This window comes from Puniceibacterium antarcticum (genome assembly GCF_002760615.1).
Lineage (GTDB): Bacteria > Pseudomonadota > Alphaproteobacteria > Rhodobacterales > Rhodobacteraceae > Puniceibacterium > Puniceibacterium antarcticum.
Map to the genome: position 1 here is coordinate 1 of NZ_AWWI01000097.1, position 17,911 is coordinate 17,911.

Consider the following 17,911-nt stretch of genomic DNA (forward strand, 5'->3'; position numbering starts at 1 on the left):
GCCGCGGGCGTGGCACCGTCCAGCCGGACAGAAACCGCTCCGGCAATGATCTCGACCGCCGAGGTCGTCTGCTCGGTAACTTCGGCCGGTGACGGACTTTCGACATCGCACACCACCAACGGGGCAAAGTCTGTGTCAGTCTCCGGCGCGAGCAAAACAAGTTGACCATCCTTGGCCAGCCGCCGCCATCCCAACAAGGGGTTCGGGCCTATGTCATACTTGCGCGCAACGTCATTCACCGTCGCCCCAGGCCCAGCGTTTCCCCCACGATCCGCGCCTTCACACGCTCCGGCCACCGCAGGCTTCCGGTTCCTGAGACCTCAACCCCCAACCGCGTAAGAAACTCGTTCGCAGTCTCCATGGCGACACTCACCCCCTCCTATTCAACAGGGCCTCAGTCTCAAATCATCCGGATCAAGAACAGGGGGCGGCCAAGCAATGCTTACAAAGGTCATGCCATTCTCGTCTTTCAAAATAAGCAAAGCAAGTTTCAGATATGACCGTGGCCATCGTGGCTCAAGACCAAGCCTTAAACCTGCGCAGATCGCAGAACAACCAGAACGCCTGCCCGTGCTCTTCAGCCGTCGTCGCGCCATCGGTTGGCGATAGGGTAGCGCCGGTCCAGCCAGAAAGCGCGCTTTGACAGACGGGCACCGGGCGCGGATTGAAAGCGTTTGTATTCGCTGATGTAGATCAGATGCTCGACCTGTTTCGCATCCGCCCGGTCATATCCCGCCGCCACGCAATCCTCGATGGACCCGTCGGCGTCGATCAGTATCTGCAGGATTCCGTCCAGTACCGGATAATCGGGCAGCGAATCGCTGTCCTTCTGATCGGCGCGCAGCTCGGCACTGGGTGGCTTGTCGATGATCCGCTCGGCGATGACCTCGCCCGACGGCCCCATCATCCAGTGGCGGTGATTGGCATTGCGCCAGCGGCAGGCATCAAAAACGCGGGTCTTGTACATGTCTTTGATCGGATTGTACCCGCCCGCCATGTCGCCATAGATCGTGGCATAGCCGACAGAGACTTCGGATTTGTTGCCGGTGGTCAGCAGCATCTCGCCGAACTTGTTGGACAAGGCCATGAGAAGCAGTCCGCGCAGGCGGGACTGGATGTTCTCTTCGGTCAGGTCCGGTTTCGTTCCTTCGAACAGAGGGGCCAGCGTCTGGGTGATTGCATCGCGCCCCGCGTCGATGGGCACAAAGTCATAGCGACAGCCCAAGGCCTCGGCCACCGCCTTGGCATCCTCCAGCGACGCATCCGAGGTATACTCGGACGGCAGCATCACACAGCGCACATTGTCCGCGCCTATGGCATCCACCGCTATGGCCGCAACGATGGCCGAATCGATCCCGCCGGACAGGCCCAGCAGCACCTTCCTGAAACCGGTCTTGCGCATGTAGTCGCGCAGGGCCTGCACCATTACACGGTAATCCTGCTCCATCGTGTCAGGATGCACGGTGAACGGCCCCGGCAGGCAGCGCCAGCCCTCGGCCCCGCGCTCAAGATCCACATGCGCAATCACCTCATCAAAAACCGGCAGCTGCACCGCCAGCGCCCCACCGGGGTTCAGCACAAAGGATCCGCCGTCAAACACCTGATCGTCCTGTCCCCCAACCATGTTGAGATAGATCAGCGGCAGCCCCGTTTCGACCACGCGGGCCACCATCTGGTTCAGCCGCACCTCGTACTTGTGGCGATGATAGGGCGATCCGTTCGGCACCAGCAGAAATTCCGCGCCGGTTTCGGCCAGCGTTTCGGCCACATCCTCGTACCAGGCATCCTCACAGATCGGGCTTCCGATGCGGGTGTTGCCCACGGAATAGGGCCCGCCCAAAGGCCCGGAATCAAAGATCCGCACCTCGTCGAACACAGTGTCATTGGGCAGGTGATGTTTCAGCACGGTCGAGGTGATCTTGCCGCCCTTGCAGATGAAATAGGCGTTGAAGAGTTGGGTACCTTCGATCCAGGGCCCGCCAATGGCCAGCGCGGGACCATCGGCACAATCTGCCGCCAGCGCCTGCACCGCCCGGATGGCGTCAGTGTAAAACGCGGGCTTCATCACCAAATCCTGCGCATTGTAACCGGCGATGAACATCTCGGGCAAGGCGACCATATCGGCCCCCGCAGCGCGCCCTTGTTCCCAGGCGTCGAGCGCAAGGGCGGCATTACCCGCAAGGTCGCCAACCGTCGGGTTGAGCTGTGCCAATGTCAGCCGGAACTGCTCTGCCATGCCGTGTCACCTTTCGCTTAAATTCCGCTTTTGCACATAGCAGAACACCGCCCGAGGGGAAGCACCCAAAGCCAAAAGACATTGTATCACGTGGCGCTGTCCCTTAGATTTCAGACAATTTCAGGTAATGCGACAGGATCAGGGGCGGACAGGCGAGATGAGCAAGAAATCGCGGCACAACCGCAGCATTGCGGCGGCTCTGGCGCTGGTATGTGTGCTGGGCGGCAACGCGCTGGCGCAACAAGGCGACGGTGTCGTGACGAAACAGTACGATGATGGCGGCGTTTACGAAGGCACCTTCAACGGTGGGCTGCAGGACGGAACCGGCACCTACCGGCTGCCCAATGGCTATGAATACATCGGTGACTGGGTCGCGGGCGAAATTCGCGGCGAAGGCGTCGCTCGCTTCCCCAACGGATCGGTCTATGAAGGTCAGTTCGCAAAGGGCAAACCCGAAGGCATGGGCAAGATCGTCTTTGCCGATGGGGGCACCTACGAAGGCAGCTGGCTTGATGGCAAGATCACCGGTCAGGGCGTTTCGGTCTATGCCAACGGCCTGCGCTACGAGGGTTCCTTTCGCGACGCGCTACACCACGGACGCGGCACAATGACCTCGCCCGGCGGCTACCGATATGAAGGTGACTGGGTCAACGGCGTCAAGGAAGGCAACGGAACCATCACCTATCCCGACGGATCGGTTTATGAGGGCCGCGTTGCTGACGGTGCGCGCGCGGGCGAGGGCAAGCTCACCATGCCTGACGGGCTGATTTACGAGGGCATGTGGCAAGGCGGGCAGATCGACGGCACCGGCAAGCTGACGCAGCCCAATGGGGATGTCTATGCAGGCGAGCTGGTGGCTGGGCGGCGCGAGGGAGCGGGCAAGGTCACCTACGCAAATGGCGACACCTATGAGGGCGCCTTCGTTGCTGACCAGCGTGACGGTCAGGGCAGCTTTGTGGGATCGGACGGCTACCGCTATGTCGGCAACTGGGTCACTGGCCAGATCGAGGGGCAGGGAGAGGTCACCTATCCCGACGGGTCTGTCTATGTGGGCCTGTTCCGCGGCGACCTTGCCAACGGCAAAGGCAAGATAACCTATCCCGACGGGTCGACCTATGAAGGGGACTGGGTCGATGGGGTGATTGAAGGTGACGGCAAGGCGGCTTATGCCAACGGTCTGGTATATGAAGGTACCTTCAAGAATGCCCGAAACAACGGCTATGGAGTGATGACCTATGCTGACGGCTACCGCTACGAAGGCGACTGGAAAGACGGCCAGCGCGACGGAGACGGCACCGCCATCTATCCCGATGGCACGGTCTATACCGGCGGTTTCAAAGAGGGGCAGCGCGACGGCACGGGCGAGATCACCATGCCCGACGGATTCAAATATTCCGGCGCATGGTCCGAGGGGGAAATAGAGGGTCAGGGTGTGGCCACCTATTCCAACGGCGATATCTATGAAGGCGCCTTCGAGGACGGCAAGCGCCAGGGCACCGGCACCATGCGCTATGCAACTGGACAGGAAACCAGCGGCGAGTGGATCAATGGCGCACTTACCGACGGCTGAGCCGGGCGCATACGGCTTTGCATAGCGGAGCGCCTGCGCAGCAAGGATTTTCATGGCCACCAAACGGATGATGCAAAAAGGTCATCGCGGATGTTGCTCATATATCTTTTGCGTATCTGAGAAGAGACGAAGGCGGGAACAGGTCCTGTCATTCTTCTCTTTCAAAATACGTCTGTCGGAGCCTATAGCGTCCCGCCTTTGACCTGAAACAAACGCATCGCTTTTTGCGTTGAAGGCGCAGCGAAAACCGTGAACAAGCGATTCAATTTGAAGGCGGGACGCTTTAAATCCGCGCCTAAAACAATGATTTTACGCTGACGCCGCAAAGTCCTCAAACCGTCTGTCCCTTGGAGAGACGATCAAGGAAATCCTCGGCCTCGTCCAGAACCGTCTTTCGCCGGTCCGCGTCCATCCGATCCCAAGTCCCGTACATGTTTCCCATGCGAGGATTGCCATCAAAGAGGGCGCGGTGGCGGTCGAGGAAGTGCCAGTAAAGCAGGTTGAACGGACAGGCACCCTCTCCGGTCTTTTTGCTTACAGAGTAGTGGCACGATTTGCAGTAATCAGACATCCGGTTGATATAGGACCCGCTTGAAACATAAGGCTTGGAGGCTATCACTCCGCCATCGGCGAACTGGCTCATTCCAAGAGTGTTCGGCGCCTCGACCCATTCGAAAGCGTCCACATAGACCCGCAGATACCAGTCATGCACCTCGGCAGGGTTGACGCCTGCAAGCAGAGCAAAATTTCCCGTCACCATCAGGCGCTGGATGTGGTGCGCATAGCCTTCCTCGCGCGTTTGCTCCACCGCATTTGACAGACACCTCATCCGCGTCTCCGCCCCCCAGTAAAGGTCGGGCAGTGCGCGGTGGTGGCCCAACTCATTGCTCCGGGTATACTCGGGCCCTTCGAGGAAATAGATGCCCCGGACATATTCCCGCCAGCCCAGGATCTGGCGTATGAATCCTTCGACCGCGTTCAGGGGCGCCTCACCGCGGAAATAGGCCCGCTCTGCCGCCTGACAGACCTCAAGCGGCAACAGCAGCCCGATGTTGAGATAAGGCGAGATCAGCGCGTGATAAAGGAAGCGATGATCGCTCAGCATGGCGTCCTGAAAGTCACCGAACTTGGGCAGGGCGTATCGGATGAAATGCGCCAGTGCGTGATGCGCCTGCCCCTGATCCGTGGCAAAATGGAAGGGGCGCAACTCGCCGAAACTACTGCCGAAACGCGCCTCGACCAGGTCCAGCACCTCTTGGACCATCGCATCCGGCGTGAACCGCAGCGGCCCGCTGATGTCTATGCTTTCAGGCGCCGGTTTGCGATTGTCATGGTCATAGTTCCACTGGCCACCGATGGGCTGATCGCCCTCCATCAACAGCCCGGTCTTGCGCCGCATCTCACGGTAAAAATACTCCATCCGCAAGGCTTTACGCCCCTTTGCCCACGCTTCGAACTCCCGTGTCGAGGCGATGAAGCGTGTGTCTTCCAGCTGATGTACTGTGAGCGGCATCTCGTCCAACAGCGTGATGAGTCGCCATTCTCCGGGGCGGGTAGCGATGACTTCCTGCGCGCCAGTCTCTTCGGCGCGGCGCAGCAATTCTGCGGGGATGGAGCCGGAGTTGGCGGTATCGTCCAGTTCGCAATACCGCACTTCCCAGCCATCAGCGCGCAATCGGACGGCGAATTTGCGCATGGCGGCAAAGATTAGCGCGATCTTCTTGGGGTGGTGCTGGACGTAAGTTGCCTCTTGCTCCACCTCGGCCATGACCACGATGTCGGTCTTCCTGTCCGCCATGCGCAAGGCTGACAGATCCTCAGAGAGCTGATCCCCCAATACAAGCACAAGCCGCGTCACCAGGGCACTTCCCTTCCCTGCCAATCAAAGAACTTTCCGGTGTCCGCTGATTTCAGACCGCCAATGACCTGCAAAAGGTTGGCGGCCGCCGCGTCGGCGGAAACGGTGGGGTTGTGATCTGCGTAATCCGCCGAAAAGCGTGTCTCGACCGTGCCGGGGTGCAATGCCACCACTGTCAGGGCACGATGCGTGCGTGCCAACTCGACCGAAGCGCCGTGCAGGATCTGGTTCAGAGCCGCTTTGGCTGTGCGATAGGAATACCAGCCACCCAGCCGATTGTCGCCGATGCTGCCAACCCGCGCCGACAATGCGGCAAAGACCGCACAATCGCGTCGTGGCAGCAGGCGGACCGCATGTTTCAAAACCAGCGCGGGACCGATTGCGTTCAGAGCGAACTGATCCGCAAGAGCCTTGGCCGTCAGCGCCTTCAGCGATTTTTCGGGCTGGGCCCCGTCGATATCCAGCGCACCCGTGGCGACGAAGATCAGATCATACTGCCCCTCCAGCTTTCCAAGATGTGCCGCAACAGACGCCTCGTCGGTCACATCAAGCCCGTGCCCGGAGCGGGACAGACCCGTGACCTCTGTCCCGCGCGCCGCGAGTGCCGCACAGATCGCTGATCCGATTCCGCCGCTGCTACCTATGATCAATGCTCTTTTCATGAAGTATCAGCTAGCGGCTGCAACAGCTTGTTCAAGGCAGGTGCACGCATACGCATGGCCAGACCCCATTTTCCGGGTTTTCATTTCAGAAACCGCACCTATAGTGATTGTTATGACAATGCAGTGCCATATCCCGACCCTTGATCGTGCATCCCGCGCGTCTGTTGGTCTTGGCGGTCGCGCAATTGATGCGACTCTGCTTGGGCTACTTCTCCTAGTCCGCCTCTGAGCGTGCCATAACGGCGCGACCGCTCAGAGGAGGAATGTTCGCGCCGGTATTGTTCCGCACCCGACTGAGGAGAACCCTTTTGAAATCCGTAAATCTGGCTGAAAAACTGTCGATGTTCGCATCCCATTGGGATCCGCACGTCGTCGCCAGCTATAATGACAACGACATCATGGTGGTGAAATTCAAAGGTGAATTTCCGTTCCACAAACATGACACTACCGATGATTTTTTCCTTGTGCTTGAGGGTGAAGTCACCATGGACTATGCGGACCAGCCCCCTGTGACCTTTCGCGCCGGAGAGCTGGTTGTCGTGCCCAAAGGTGTCGTGCATCGCCCCCGTGCAGATCAGGAAGTCAAAGTCCTGCTGATCGAGCCCAAAGGTGAACCCAATTCCGGGGATTCGGGCCGCGCCCCTGCCCCCAAACCGCATATCTGACAGGACCAAAGCCATGACCAACACAAAAGAACGCGTGGTGATTTTCGACACCACCCTGCGCGACGGCGAACAATCCCCCGGCGCCACCATGACCCACGCAGAAAAGCTCGAAATTGCCGAACTGCTGGATGACATGGGCGTCGACATCATCGAGGCCGGATTTCCCATCGCCTCCGAAGGCGACTTCCGTGCTGTGTCCGAGATCGCCCAGCGGTCCAAGCAATCGGTGATCTGCGGCCTCGCCCGCGCCCAGTATGGCGACATTGATCGCTGCTGGGAGGCCGTGAAACACGCGGCCCAACCGCGCATTCACACCTTCATCGGCACCTCGCCGCTGCACCGCGCTATCCCCAACCTCGACATGGACGAGATGGCACAGCGGATTCATGACACCGTGACCCATGCCCGCAACCTCTGTGACAACGTCCAGTGGTCGCCGATGGATGCGACCCGGACCGAATGGGATTACCTCTGCCGCACGGTTGAGATCGCCATCAAGGCCGGCGCGACCACGATCAATATCCCCGATACCGTGGGCTATACCGCGCCTGTGGAATCCGCCGACCTGATCCGCAACCTCATTGCGACGGTTCCGGGCGCGGACAGCGTGATCTTTGCCACCCATTGCCACAACGACCTTGGCATGGCGACGGCGAACTCCCTTGCCGCAGTTGCCGGCGGTGCGCGTCAGATCGAATGTACGATCAACGGCCTTGGCGAACGCGCGGGCAACACCGCGCTCGAAGAGGTGGTGATGGCCCTGCGCGTGCGCGGCGACATCATGCCGTATGAGACCCGGATCGACACCAAAAAGCTCATGCATATCTCGCGCCGCGTCGCGACCGTGTCGGGCTTTGCCGTGCAGTTCAACAAGGCCATCGTCGGCAAGAACGCCTTTGCACACGAGTCGGGCATCCACCAGGACGGCATGCTCAAGAACGCCGAGACGTTCGAGATCATGCGCCCCGAGGATGTCGGCCTTGCCGCGACCAACCTTGTCATGGGTAAACATTCGGGCCGCGCAGCGCTGCGTGACAAGTTGCGCCAGATGGGGGTCGAGGTCGGGGACAACCAGCTCAAGGACATTTTTGTGCGGTTCAAGGAATTGGCCGACCGCAAGAAAGAAGTCTATGACGACGATATCCTCGCCCTTGTGACCGCCACGACTGAAGGTGACGACAGGCTGCAGATCGTCAACTTGCGCGTCGTCTGTGGCACTGGCGGCCCCGCCGAGGCGCAGCTTGAGATGGAGATCGACGGCAAGGAGGTTTCAGCCACATGCAGCGGCGACGGACCGGTTGATGCGACCTTCAAGGCAGTTCGTGAACTTCACCCCAACGCAGCCAGCCTGCAGCTCTATCAGGTGAACGCTGTGACAGAAGGTACAGATGCGCAGGCCACCGTTTCGGTCAGGCTGGAAGAGGACGGCATGATTGCAACAGGTCAGTCGGCGGATACCGACACGGTTGTCGCTTCGGCCAAGGCCTATGTGAATGCCCTCAACCGCCTGCTCGTCCGGCGCAGCAAGGTCGGCAAGGATGTTAAGGAGATCAGCTACAAGGATGTGAGCTGAGTCCTCTACCCGCGCCACGACCGGCTCAATAGGCGTGCGTCGTCACAGGCACCATAAAACAGCAAAGCGCCGGGCCCAGCCCGGCGCTTTTCAATTGGATCAGACGGATCAGGTTCTCGACCCGATCATTCGCCCAAGGCAATTCCTTCACGGCGCGGATCCGCGCCGCCACGCAGTCCCTCTGGTCCAACCGAAATCGCGTGCAGGCCCGAGTTCAGATCCTGTACGGAGACTTCGTAGCCGAGCATTTCCAGATCCGGCCCCAGCGTTTCCATCGGTGTGCCTGCCTCAAGATCGAAAGGCCCGAACCGGTTCACCCCATGCGGAGCCGCTACTGCCTGCTGGGCATCCAGACCCCAGTCGACGAACCCGATCACCGCCTGCGTCACATAGCCGATGATTCGACTACCTCCCGGACTACCCACCACCAGCACCGGCTTGCCATCCTTGCGCACGATCGTCGGCGCCATCGACGAACGCGGCCGCTTGCCGGGTTCGACCCGGTTGGCGATCGGGGCACCTTCAGCATGGGTGCGGAACGAGAAATCCGTCAACTCGTTGTTGAGCAGGAAACCATGCACCATCAGCCGCGAACCAAACCCGTTCTCGATGGTTGTCGTCATCGATAGGGCATTGCCATATTGATCCACGATCGAGATATGCGAGGTCGAGGGGAATTCGATGCTGTCATCCTCACCCCACAGCGCCGCATGGTCGAACATCGGGTTGCCAGCGCTGACCTCTGGCAGGGCATCGTCGCCCTTCAGCAGCTTGGCACGTTCAGCCAGATATTCAGGTGCCACCAGCCCCTTGGTCGGCATCGGCACAAAATCACTGTCGGCCATGTAACGTCCTCGATCCGCAAAGCCCAGCCGCGAGGCATCGCCGATCAGCCGCCAGGCCTCTGCATCTGCCGCACCCGGCATCTCGAACGTGTTGAGCATGCCCAGCACCTGCCCCAACGTGAGCGCCCCCGAGGACGGCGGCCCCATGCCGCAGACCTCATGCGCACGGTAGTCCACACAGATGGCGGGGCGTTCCTTGACCGAGTAGATGGCCAAATCCACCGGCTCCAGCACACCGGGATTGCCCGTCGCACCCTGAACCCGCGCGACGATATCCCGCGCAATGTCAGAGGTGTAAAAAACATCAGCACCCTCAGTCGCGATACGTTTCAGCACATCGGCATAAGCTTGGTTCGTCAGGGTCGCCCCAGCCCGAAGCGGGACGCCGTCGGGCAGGAAATAGGCGGCAGTGTCGGGAAAGCGTGACAGACGCTCCTCATCCGCCGCGACCAGATCTGCCAGTCGCGGCGAGACGGCAAAGCCTTTCTCTGCGAGGGAAATGGCCGGATCGAACAACCCGCCCCAAGCAGCTTTTCCCCAACGGTCATGCGCTGCCTGCAGCAGGGCAGGCGTTCCCGGCACGCCAACTGACCGCCCCCCAACAACCGCATCGAAAAAGCTGAGCGGTTCCCCATGCTCATCCTGAAACAACTGCGGGGTTGCATTCAACGGCGCGGTTTCACGCCCGTCAAGCGTGGTGATCTCGCCACTCGCGCCATCATGCCAGACCAGAAATGCCCCGCCCCCAAGGCCCGAGGATTGCGGTTCCACCAGACCCAGCACAGCCTGCACCGCGATCATGGCGTCTGCCGCCGTGCCACCCTGGCGCAACACCTCTGCCCCAGCAGAAACGGCATGTGGATTTGCCGCTACAACCATCCATTTCTGCGCCTTGACCGGAATCCCTTCGGCTTTGGCTGCCAAAGCATCAGCCACCTGTTGTGAAATGGCATTGAAACCCGTCGCGCTCGCAGCTTCCGGCGCCACGGCATCTGCGGCCTGCTGCGCGCACAATGGCCCTGCCAGCAGGACCGCAAAAACACTGGCAAGTCTCGGGTACCGCATGAAAATCAACCTTCAAAATTGTGTTGTTACGCGCAGCCTAGCACGGCTTTCAGCTGGTCTCTGCAAAAAACATCACAGCGCCGCATTCAGATAGAAGCGACAAGTATCAAAGGCCCGCCGCATCAGAGCATGGCCGGAACCACTTGATCAGGCGGGCGGTGACCGTCGGCAAAGGTCTTGATGTTCAGCAAAACCTTTTCGCCCATCTCAACCCGACCCTCAACCGTGGCAGACCCCATATGCGGTAACAGGACGACATTCGGCAGATTGCGTAATTCCGGATTCAGATCGACACCCTTTTCGTAGACGTCAAGCCCGGCCCCGGCGAGGTCTTTCGCCTTCAGCATCCGTGCCAGAGCGTTCTCGTCAATCACTTCCCCGCGCGAAGTGTTGACCACAACCGCAGTGGGTTTCATCAGCTTGAGCCGCCGCGCGTTGAGCAGGTGAAAGGTGGTCGGCGTATGCGGACAATTGACCGAGATCACATCCATCCGGGCAACCATCTGATCCAGGCTTTCCCAATAGGTGGCCCCAAGCGACGCCTCAACCTCCGGTCGGAGGCGGCGACGGTTGTGATAGTGGATCTGCATGCCAAAGGCCTGTGCACGACGCGCGACAGCCTGTCCGATCCGGCCCATTCCAAGGATCCCGAGCCGACGTCCGCCGAGGCGCCCGCCAAGATAGGCTGTCGGCGCCCAGCCCTGCCAGGTGCCCGCCTGCATCACGGCAAGGCCTTCTGGCATCCGGCGCGTCACCGCCAGAAGCAGCGCCATTGTCATGTCGGCAGTGTCTTCGGTCACGACACCAGGTGTGTTGGACACAAGAATGCCGCGCTGGCGTGCGGTAGACACGTCGATATGATCTACCCCTGCACCGTAATTCGCAATCAGGCGCAGCCTCTCTCCAGCCTGCCCGATAAGACCCGCATCCAGCCCATCCGTCACCGTGGGGACAAGCACATCGGCCCCCTGCATGGCTTCGGCCAGCTCTGCCCGGGTCATCGGCGTGTCATCGGTTCGCAGCTTGGTGTCGAACAATTCACTCAGCCGCGCCTCGACTGCCTCTGGCAGGCGTCGCGTCACAACCACAGTCAGACGTTTTGATGGCATGTCGCGCCTCCTCGTACTTTCCCTGCCGACAATTTCAGGTCACAGTGCGTCATATCAGGACGGGTCACAAGAACACCGCCGGAAAAACTCTGAGCAGGACAATAGAATGATGGAGACTTTCAGGAGATGGGCCGCCGTAGCAGCCCTGGCGCTTGCCGTTTCCGGGGGATTGAGCCCGCTGCAGGCGGCACAGGAACGCGGCGCAGTGACCAATCTGCCGCTGCCGCGCTTTGTTTCGATGAAATCGGCTGAGGTCAATGTGCGCCGCGGCCCGTCGCTGAGCCATCGCATAGACTGGGTCTACAAGCGCCGCGACATGCCGCTTGAGGTGACTGCAGAATACGGCCACTGGCGCCGAGTGCGTGACCGGGACGGCGCAGGCGGCTGGGTGCATTATGCACTTCTGTCCGGCGTGCGCACCGTGCTGGTCGAGAAAGACATGCTCGAACTTCACGCACGCCCCGACGAAAGCACACCGGTTGAGGCAAAACTGGCGCTGGGGGTCATCGCCCATCTGGGCGCCTGTGAGATCAATTGGTGCGAGCTGAGCGCCGGGGGCTATTCCGGCTGGGCCGTCAAGACGAGCGTCTGGGGCGTAGAACCGGATGAGCTTCGAGAATAGGCAGGGCGCCCTGCCCAGCCTTTCAAACCTCAGCTCTGCCTTTCAGGCCAATGCGCGCACTTGATCAGCCGCACAGTCGCGTAGTCGCAGCAGCGAATCAAGCACCAGTGCAGCGGGATCGATATTGACTGCCCGCCCGTGACGCGCCCGATCCCCCGAGCTTTGTGCAAGTGAAGCCCAGGCACGACCCGTAGCAGGCGTCGGCGCAAGACGTGACATCGCCTGCGCCTCTCCTCTCGCGGCCTCGGGCAGCGGCGGGACGCCTGTCACACCTGTTCGCGCGAGTCGGAAAACAGTCAGATCCAGCAGTGAAAACAGCAAATCCAGCCGCTCTTCACGCCCGCGTGCAGACACGCTTTCGGCGAGGGCAATAGCACGGGGGCGATCAAGATCCGGCAGGCTGGCGAGCAGCGCAATCAATTCGCCATAGAGTTTCAATCCGTCCAAATTGAGCAAGCGCAGTGCCGCGCCGACCGACCCTGCGGATAGGGCGGCGAGCGCCTCGGCATCTTGCGGGGCGATGTCGGCGCCGGCCTGTGCAAGTGCTGCCGCCATGTCCGGCGCGCTGAGCGGAGTCAGGCGCAGCTCACGGCAACGCGAACGGATGGTCGGCAAAAGCTGCGAGGGCTGGTGGCTGATCAGCAGCAGAACGGTGCGGGCGGGCGGTTCTTCGAGCAGTTTGAGGATGGCGTTGGCGGCACTTGGGTTCATCTCATCCGCGCTGTCGACGATCACCACGCGGCGTCCGCCATCGGTCGAGGAGAGGGAAAAGAAAGTCTTGAGCTCGCGCACCTCTTCGACGGTCAACTGGGTCTTGAGCCGCTTTGCCTTGTCATCCCAGGCGCGGCGCAGCAGTTTCAGCCCCGATTCAGAGAGCGCCATGGTGCGGCGCATGACCGGGTGATCGGGCGCAATGGCCAGAGTTTCGGGCGGCGGCGGTGCACCGAACATGCCGCCGTCACCGTCGGGATCAGGTGTTGCCAGAAGAAAGCGCGCGATGCGCCAGGCCAGCGTCGCCTTGCCCAGACCGCGCGGGCCGGTGATCAGCCAGCCATGGTGCAGCCGTTCGGCGGCAAAGGCCGACAGGAACGCGCGCTCTGCCGCGCCCTGCCCGATCAGATCGCGCGTTTCGCGCGGATGTGGCGCGCCTTCGACGCGGTCGGGTTCGGCCTGGGTGTCGATGCTCATGTGATGGCCCCCACAGGCAGTGCGGCGGATACGGTCGCCATCACATCGGCGGCCACAGCGGTTTCGTCGCGGGTGCCGTCGATCACGCGGATCCGGTCGGGAAATTCCTGCGCCAGCGCCAAGAAACCAGCGCGCATGCGGTCCTGCAGATCCTGACCGAAGTCTTCAAAGCGTTCCTCGACCGTGGCGCGGGCCTTGGCCCGGGACAGGGCCGCGGCCGGGTCCATGTCGATCAGCAGGGTCAGGTCCGGTTCCTGCCCGATGACCAGCGCATGCAGCGCATCGACCGAAGCGCGCAGATCGCCGCGCGACAGGCCCTGATACATGCGGGTGCTGTCGGCAAAGCGGTCGCACAGCACGATCTTGCCCGCTGCCAGCGCCGGGCGAATGGTGCGTTCCAGATGGTCGCGACGCGCGGCGGTGAAGAGCAGCAGCTCGGTCTCTGCCGACCAGCGGTCCGGGTCGCCCTGCAACACCAGCGCGCGAATTTCCTCGGCCCCCGGGGATCCGCCGGGTTCGCGGGTCAAGACGACCTCGTGGCCCATGGCGCGCAGGACCTCGGCCAGACGCCGTGCCTGCGTGGACTTGCCCGACCCATCTATGCCTTCGAAGCTGACGAAAAGCCCTGCTGGCGTCACATTGTCCCCTCAGCCGTCTCGGACGGCGCGGTCATGCGGCCGATCAGCGCCTTGCTCACCGTCAGCATGCGGTTGACGAACCCACCGCGAGGGACAGCATTCTGCGCCACAAGCTGCACGCGGTGTTCCGGCAGCCCCTCTGGGCGCACAATCAGTTCGGCCAGTTGCGCACCCTCGGCGATGGGGGCCTGCAGCGGGCCGGTATAGACGACCTCGGCCTCAAGCGGGCCGCCGGTCAGGGTCGGCAGAAGCAGGCTCACGTCTTCCTTGGTGACAAGGCCAACGCTGTCCTCTGCCCCGTTCCAGACCTGCGCAGTGGCTATGGGCTGTCCCGCCGTGGTGATCTGCTTTTCGGCAAATTGCCGGAAGGCCCAGTTCACGATCGCTTCGGATTCCTCTGCGCGGGCGCGGGTACTCTCCAGCCCCGTCATGGAGAAGACAACCCGACGACCATCCTGCTGCGCCGACCCGACAAGGCCATAGCCCGCCTCAACAGTGTGACCGGTCTTGAGCCCGTCCGCCCCGATGCCGAGTCCCAACAATGGATTGCGGTTGGTCGAGTTCTGCGGTGCACGACCATCAAACTCGAACTTCCGCTCGGAAAAAATCGGGTAGAACTCCGGATAGTCGTTGATGATATGGCTCGCGAGCAAAGTCAGGTCACGCATCGACATCAGATGTCCTTCGGCTGGCCAGCCGTTGGAATTTTTGAAGCTCGAACTGGTCATGCCCATCTGTTGTGCGCGCCGCGTCATCAGATCCGCAAAGCCGCTTTCGGTTCCATCGGGGCTCAACGCCTCGGCGATGACGGCGCAGGCGTCGTTGCCCGAGAGCACGATGATGCCGCGCAACAGATCCTCGACCCTGACGCGGTCGGTGGTGTCCAGAAACATGGTCGAGCCGCCATAGGACATGGCACGCTGCGACACCGGCAGGCGTTCCTCAAGGCTCAGCCGCCCGTCCTTGATCGCCTCGAACGCCATATAAAGCGTCATCAGCTTGGACATGGAGGCAGGCGGCATCGCCTCGTCGGCATTCTTGGCCAGCAGCACGGTGCCGGTGGACTGATCCAGCACAAAGGCCGCCCGGGCCTGCGTGTCAAAGGCCTGCGCTGTGCCCGCAAGGATCACGGCAAAACCCAGCCCGGCGATGAGTGTGCGAAGGGTTCGTATCATTGCGGCAACTCCTTGCGTTTCAGCGATATGGCCCCTGCCCGCTGGCCAAGGCACAGTGGCACAAACCGTCAGCAGAGGCATCACGGACGCGGACAAGACCCGGTTCGTGCGTTCTGCGGTCATGGACAACCTTAGCCATTCAGCGCAGGCAAGAAAAGACCGCGCCACATCACAAGCGTATTTTACCGCATCCCCACTTTCAGAATCGCAAAAGGCCGTCTAAAGCCGTGCGCATCGGAGGTTTGGCAGAGTGGTCGAATGCGGCGGTCTTGAAAACCGTTGGGCGTGAGAGCGTCCCCAGGGTTCGAATCCCTGAGCCTCCGCCAGCTACCAATTTTGTTGATTCGCGTCAGATGCTGTTTTAAAATCTAATGTACTGAGCAGACGCACCGTTTACCCTAATTTTAATTGCGACCGTCTAATATCGGTTACGTTCGGTGCTCTTCATTCCGTGGTACGAAATGAGGTACTAACATGTCCTATAGTAGCGGTCGGCTGACGAGGAATCTCGTCCGCACACTGGGGTCCGGTCGCCATGGCGACGGCAACGGGCTTTTTTAATAGTTGATCCGTCTGGCGCACGCCGTTGAATCGTACGCGTAACCGTCAAAGGACAGCGCAATCGCATGGGCAAACCCCTGCGCACTGACTTTGGCCTCAGGGGCGCAGATGTCGTCACCCTGACCCAAGTACGCAGAGCCGTTGATCGAAGCACTATGATCGAGGCGTTGACTGAACTCGGCTTAGACCTTCCCCGGATCAGCAAGTCTTACCTCACGGTCCGTGATCCGGAGACCGAAGAGCGGTGGCGAATGAAAGGAGCGATTTTCAATGAAGACTGGACCGCAGACCAGGTTAAATTCGAAGATCCAGCAGAACATGGAGGACGCCCTCTCGGCTCAGCTCGCCTTGCTAGATATTCAGTTGAAGAACTGGAGCGACGAGTGGAGAAACACCGTCAGAACCGCCTTCAGTACAATGCCGAGCGATATGGACAGTCTGAAGCGAAACATCTGGCTCAGGATGCAGGACATCTCGAGCCAAGCAGATTTGGCGGGGGATCAAGTCAGGAACCAGATCGACAGCCTGGAAGCGCAGTCCCAAAAACTGAGCCACTTGGTAGCGACCCGCAGCCTGACGATCTTCCTGTCAGGCGCAGCGTTGGCGACGGTGCGCCCGATTGCCATCGGCAGAAAGAACTGGCTGTTCGCCGGAGCTGACACCGGTGCGGAAACACTTGCACGCGCCATGACCATCATGGAAACCGCCAAGCTGAACGGCCTCGATCCGCAGGCCTATCTCGCTGACATCCTCGACCGCATCCATGATCACAAGATCAACCGACTGGATGACCTGCTGCCGTGGAACTGGGCGCAGATCGGCATGCCGATCAACCAGGCAGCATAGCCGCGGTCCCAATGGAGCGGTTACAGGATACGAGGATGAAACTCTCCAAAAAATTGAGCCTTCTGATGGCAGTCTGCGCGATCGCTCTCGCCATGGCATGTCACACAGCTTCTAGGCTCATGGGGTCAAAATATCCCGCCCGGAAAAAGCACGGGTACTGTTCAAAGTCGTGGTTCAGAACTGGTTTCGATGAACTGCGCCGCCGCCTTCGCACAAACCACACTCCCCTGATCATAGGCAAAAAATATACCATCAGAAAACGCTTCAGACCGAGAGTCGCGTAGTGTGACAAAACCGACTGCAGCTACACAGCGTGTTGGAATCTCGTAGAAACACTCATAGCCTCAAGATGATTGTCAACAGGCCCTATACATGATCGCAAAATTCATTTTGAAGCATCGGAACAAAAGCGCCCGCCGGTGCGTTAAGACACAGAACAATTAATGGAGATTAAGTTATGCTTAGAATTGCCGTCATCCTGAGCGCCATGCTTGCCCTCACCGCCTGCGAAACTATCAAGGGCGCAGGACAAGATGTCCAGAACGCAGGTCAGGCGATCGACAACGAGATCTGAATAGCCTTCCCATAGGGTTCTTCACCCTATCTTGGCTCCGGCCTATTAATCTAAACAAATATATCTTCACAATCGGTTGGCCGCATCGCGGTCAACCTTTTTGTTTAATTGGTGGGCACGCTCAGACCTAGTTCGTCCAGAACAAGTCACAAGTCTCTGAATTTGTTTGGTGATGCCGGAAAAACTGTAGCAAGGAATTGCAGGGTTTCGTATGCTTGGTGTTGAAAACTTGCAAATTCCGGAGCCGTGATGAGGCCCCATCCCCGCACTGAAGTGCAGGACGAACTGCCGCCTGCCCGCCTCTTCGCCATGAGTTGGCTAAACTGGCAGCGCTGATCGACTGGGAATTCTTCGAGTCCGAATGGGGCGGTTTTTTCCTTTCACAACGAGTCGGCCAGCGACATCGTCGCGGCTGGTCGAGGGGCTGCTATATCTCCAGCATGCTTACCGCCTGTCCGACGAAGCCGTCGTCGCTCACTTGATCGATAACCCATATTATCAGCACTACACCGGCGAGGTCTTCTTTCAGCACCGCCCGCCGATTGATCCGTCCTCGCTGACCCGCTGGCGCCAGCAGATCGGCAAGGACTGAGCCAAGTGGTGCTGACCAAGACCATCAAGGCCAAGCGGGCGTCGGGGGCTGTGGAGGATCGCAACCTGTCATGCGTTGCCATTGATACGACGGTGAGGGAGAAGAACATCGCTGCCCACCCCTCTCGGGGGT

The 17,911-nt window shown here is 60.3% G+C and carries 14 protein-coding genes, 1 tRNA gene and 2 pseudogenes; 8 read left to right on the forward strand and 9 right to left on the reverse strand.

The genetic code is table 11. The features are described from left to right. Both P775_RS13425 and P775_RS13430 read right to left on the reverse strand, forming a co-directional pair. Positions 1-239 (reverse strand): transposase (locus P775_RS13425; protein WP_245875690.1); only part of this gene is annotated, 239 nt, incomplete at its 3' end. Between the two features lie 338 nt (positions 240-577). Further along, positions 578-2,236, reverse strand: a complete 1,659-nt coding sequence (locus tag P775_RS13430) for an NAD+ synthase (RefSeq protein ID WP_099911465.1) — start codon at positions 2,234-2,236, stop codon at positions 578-580. 157 nt (positions 2,237-2,393) lie between these two features. Between P775_RS13430 and P775_RS13435 the strand changes: the two genes are divergently transcribed. Beyond that, complete coding sequence (locus P775_RS13435; RefSeq protein ID WP_099911466.1) at positions 2,394-3,806, forward strand: MORN repeat-containing protein; 1,413 nt, start codon at positions 2,394-2,396, stop codon at positions 3,804-3,806. A gap of 331 nt (positions 3,807-4,137) precedes the next feature. Here P775_RS13435 and P775_RS13440 read toward each other — a convergent pair whose 3' ends face one another. After that, the gene (locus P775_RS13440; protein ID WP_218967697.1) at positions 4,138-5,664 is read right to left on the reverse strand and encodes a cryptochrome/photolyase family protein; all 1,527 of its coding nucleotides are present in this window, start codon (positions 5,662-5,664) and stop codon (positions 4,138-4,140) included. After that, positions 5,661-6,326: an SDR family NAD(P)-dependent oxidoreductase gene (locus P775_RS13445; RefSeq protein WP_099911467.1), complete on the reverse strand. Its 666-nt coding sequence runs from the start codon at positions 6,324-6,326 to the stop codon at positions 5,661-5,663. The genes P775_RS13440 and P775_RS13445 overlap by 4 nt, the downstream gene beginning before the upstream one ends. A 308-nt stretch (positions 6,327-6,634) precedes the next feature. Between P775_RS13445 and P775_RS13450 the strand changes: the two genes are divergently transcribed. Continuing rightward, a complete protein-coding gene (locus P775_RS13450; RefSeq protein ID WP_099911468.1) occupies positions 6,635-6,991 on the forward strand; it encodes a cupin domain-containing protein in 357 nt (118 codons plus the stop codon). Positions 6,992-7,004: 13 nt separating this feature from the next. After that, a complete protein-coding gene (locus P775_RS13455) occupies positions 7,005-8,564 on the forward strand; it encodes a 2-isopropylmalate synthase (RefSeq protein ID WP_099911469.1) in 1,560 nt (519 codons plus the stop codon). A gap of 125 nt (positions 8,565-8,689) precedes the next feature. Here the strand turns inward: P775_RS13455 and ggt are convergent, their stop codons facing one another. Together ggt and P775_RS13465 are read right to left on the reverse strand one after the other, a co-directional pair. After that, positions 8,690-10,474 carry a gamma-glutamyltransferase gene (ggt, locus tag P775_RS13460; protein ID WP_099911470.1) on the reverse strand — a complete coding sequence of 595 codons (1,785 nt, stop codon included), beginning with the start codon at positions 10,472-10,474 and terminating at the stop codon, positions 8,690-8,692. A gap of 122 nt (positions 10,475-10,596) precedes the next feature. Beyond that, entirely contained in the window at positions 10,597-11,583 is a 987-nt protein-coding gene (locus tag P775_RS13465; protein WP_099911471.1) for a 2-hydroxyacid dehydrogenase, read from the reverse strand. 106 nt (positions 11,584-11,689) lie between these two features. Between P775_RS13465 and P775_RS13470 the strand changes: the two genes are divergently transcribed. Further along, complete coding sequence (locus tag P775_RS13470; RefSeq protein ID WP_099911472.1) at positions 11,690-12,205, forward strand: SH3 domain-containing protein; 516 nt, start codon at positions 11,690-11,692, stop codon at positions 12,203-12,205. A 42-nt stretch (positions 12,206-12,247) separates the two neighbouring features. Here the strand turns inward: P775_RS13470 and P775_RS13475 are convergent, their stop codons facing one another. Genes P775_RS13475 through P775_RS13485 form a run of 3 tightly spaced genes read right to left on the reverse strand, consistent with a single transcriptional unit; the run spans position 12,248 to position 15,206 of the window. Next, positions 12,248-13,393: a DNA polymerase III subunit delta' gene (locus tag P775_RS13475; protein WP_099911473.1), complete on the reverse strand. Its 1,146-nt coding sequence runs from the start codon at positions 13,391-13,393 to the stop codon at positions 12,248-12,250. Continuing rightward, positions 13,390-14,031 (reverse strand): dTMP kinase, encoded by a 642-nt coding sequence (gene tmk, locus P775_RS13480; RefSeq protein WP_099911474.1) that lies wholly within the window; start codon positions 14,029-14,031, stop codon positions 13,390-13,392. Before tmk ends, P775_RS13475 begins: the two co-directional genes overlap by 4 nt. After that, complete coding sequence (locus tag P775_RS13485; RefSeq protein ID WP_099911475.1) at positions 14,028-15,206, reverse strand: D-alanyl-D-alanine carboxypeptidase family protein; 1,179 nt, start codon at positions 15,204-15,206, stop codon at positions 14,028-14,030. The genes tmk and P775_RS13485 overlap by 4 nt, the downstream gene beginning before the upstream one ends. A gap of 236 nt (positions 15,207-15,442) precedes the next feature. Here P775_RS13485 and P775_RS13490 point away from each other — a divergent pair. The 4 genes and pseudogenes from P775_RS13490 to P775_RS28960 form a co-directional block, all read left to right on the forward strand. After that, positions 15,443-15,532 (forward strand) — tRNA-Ser (locus P775_RS13490). Positions 15,533-16,376: 844 nt separating this feature from the next. Next, positions 16,377-16,613: pseudogene (locus P775_RS29885) on the forward strand (transposase domain-containing protein); the annotation flags it as partial. Positions 16,614-17,070: 457 nt separating this feature from the next. Then, entirely contained in the window at positions 17,071-17,187 is a 117-nt protein-coding gene (locus P775_RS13505) for an entericidin A/B family lipoprotein (protein WP_099911476.1), read from the forward strand. A gap of 249 nt (positions 17,188-17,436) precedes the next feature. Next, a pseudogene (locus tag P775_RS28960) lies at positions 17,437-17,911 on the forward strand (transposase); the annotation flags it as partial.